The 2,395-nt window shown below is 24.1% G+C and carries 3 protein-coding genes; 2 read left to right on the forward strand and 1 reads right to left on the reverse strand.

Annotated features, from left to right (window positions below; translation table 11 throughout):
* Positions 1-146: 146 nt before the first annotated feature.
* Positions 147-1,265 carry a tyrosine-type recombinase/integrase gene (locus F811_RS0100270; protein ID WP_020003323.1) on the reverse strand — a complete coding sequence of 373 codons (1,119 nt, stop codon included), beginning with the start codon at positions 1,263-1,265 and terminating at the stop codon, positions 147-149.
* Positions 1,266-1,894: 629 nt separating this feature from the next.
* Here F811_RS0100270 and F811_RS0100275 point away from each other — a divergent pair.
* The gene (locus F811_RS0100275) at positions 1,895-2,077 is read left to right on the forward strand and encodes a hypothetical protein (protein ID WP_020003324.1); all 183 of its coding nucleotides are present in this window, start codon (positions 1,895-1,897) and stop codon (positions 2,075-2,077) included.
* Between the two features lie 18 nt (positions 2,078-2,095).
* On the forward strand, positions 2,096-2,290 hold the full coding sequence (locus tag F811_RS0100280) for a hypothetical protein (protein WP_020003325.1): 195 nt from the start codon (positions 2,096-2,098) through the stop codon (positions 2,288-2,290).
* Positions 2,291-2,395: the final 105 nt, after the last annotated feature.

Raw genomic sequence — 2,395 nt, forward strand, 5'->3', positions numbered from 1 at the left:
TTTAACCTATATATATGCAGTTTTTTTATGCTACACAAATTAATATTTTCTAATATTTTTTATATTAACTAAACAGTATTATAGTTTTTACTAATCATAAAATTAGCTCGCAGGCTGTAATCTTGGCAGAGATTACAGCCTATCTTTTAAGCTCTATTAAAATCCTTTTCAATTTTTTCAAAACTGTTTAATATTTGATTCATTCTGCACGTTAAGTCTTTCCATTCTTCAAGCATATTTGTTTTAATGTCTTTTTTAATACAGTCTTTTTTCGTACTATTTTGAAACTTAGAAAATGGGTGATTTTCCATAGCTTCTTTTATCATACCAGCCAAAACATAAATATATCTTGACACGGTTGTATTTATATTTTGATGTCCTAGCATTTTTGATATGACATAAATGTCAGTTCCGTTTTCTGCCATATCAGTTGCAAAGCCTCTTCTTAATGAATGACAAGTAACTTTTATATTTGTTTTTTTAGAAATGAAATGCATTATTGTGCTTATAGTATTTATGTTAAGAGCATCTCCGTTTGTCTTAATAAATAGCATATTATGTATTTTGTTTCTCTGCTTTAATATAGATTTTCTTAATTTTAAATATTCAAATAGTTTAGATTTTATAGAATTAGAAAAAGAGATAATTCTTGGTTTATCCCCTTTTGTTTTATAAATAGTTATGGTATTATTAGAAAGGTTTATATTTTGTATGTCTATGCAGGCAAGCTCTTTACGGCGTATGCCTGTGTTAGACATCAGCAAAAGCATGAATATATTTCTCTCATCTGCAAAACTTTCTGATTTTTCTTTTATCTTTTTTGTAATACTGATCGTTTCATCTGCTTTTATTAATAGCTGATTTTTTACAATTATCTTTGGAGTTTTAAGCTCATCAAAAATATCAAAAAAAGTTTCGGTACTTATTTTTTTCAATTTCACTAAATACTTAAAGTAATTTTTTACAGCCATAACTCTGCAGTGAATTACATCTGCACTAAGATTTTTATTAACTTGATAAGCGATATAGTCTTCAATGCATTTTCTATCTACTTTATTATACATAACCATAGTATTGTATAATTGTATATTTTTAGACAGTCTATTATCATAATAAAAATATAAAAAATCATAGAAATTTTTTATAGAGTTTGAATAAGTCTGTAAAGTTGATTTTGATTTATAAAGTTTTATGTATTCAAGATATTTAATTATTAAATTAGAATTATTGTTATCATATAATTTTAGATAGTCTAGCGTTTTCATAAAAACAGCTCCTTTTATTTTAATAAGCCCATCATTGATAGACAGGCTTTTCAAATAAAAAGTTTTTTTAAACTGTTTTTAATTTTTTCTGAGCAGTAATATTATCGTCTTAACCTAATTACAATTAAATATTTTTATTATATTAAATTTTTTATATTGGATTGTATATATTACATTTAAGTATTGTTTATTACTCTATTTCATTATTAAAGAGATAATCATTAAAAAATAATTATGACAAAAAAACTTTTTGCATAAAAAATTGCTGAATAGTATATATAACATTTGTAATTATGCTGCGAATTTTAATACTTTTTTGAAATTTTTAATCAAAAGAAAAATATGCAATTTAAAATTAATTAAACATAAAATATGAGCTATATTGAAATTCTTTTTGACCATGTTTTAATAAAATATATTTGATAAAAAAAGGAGGAAATGCTTTATGATATTAAAAATATTATTAGCAGTCAATGCCTGCTTAGAGGCATTGATCGCTATCATAAAACTATTCAATAATTAAGAATAGTATTGAAAAGGGTTATTATTTGTTCCCAGCATTTAATAGCCCTAACAAGAATATAATTTAAATAATATATTAATACTAAATAATCTTCAAGGAGTTTTTTATGAAAGAATTTAAAGAATTTGAAAAACAGGAAATAACAGAGGACAGACTCGCAGTTTACACAAGCAAAAGAATAGGAAAAGAAATAAGAGATAATGCTAAAAAATATAATATGAAAATTAGTGATTATCTAGTACAAACGCATAAGTTTTATTTAGAATATTTAAAAGAAAATAAAAAATAATATTTTAAGGAGTTTTTTATGTCTAAATTGAGAGAGCTTGAAAAGCAGGAAATAAAAGGCGACATACTTGTAGTTCATACAAGCAAAAATATGGCAAATGAAATAAGAGCCTATGCTAAAAAATATAACATGAAGCCCAGTGCTTATCTTGTAAATACTCATAATTTTTATATGAAATGCTTAAAAGAAAACAAAAAAACTGATTCTGTTTAAGTAAAAAATAGGCTTAGAACTCTGCAAAGTCCTAAGCCATAGAATACTTCAAAAGGAGGTGATTCCTTATGAATGGTACTGAAATATTCATCATCATAATAGCAT

This window comes from Brachyspira innocens ATCC 29796 (assembly GCF_000384655.1).
GTDB classification, from domain to species: Bacteria; Spirochaetota; Brachyspiria; order Brachyspirales; family Brachyspiraceae; genus Brachyspira; species Brachyspira innocens.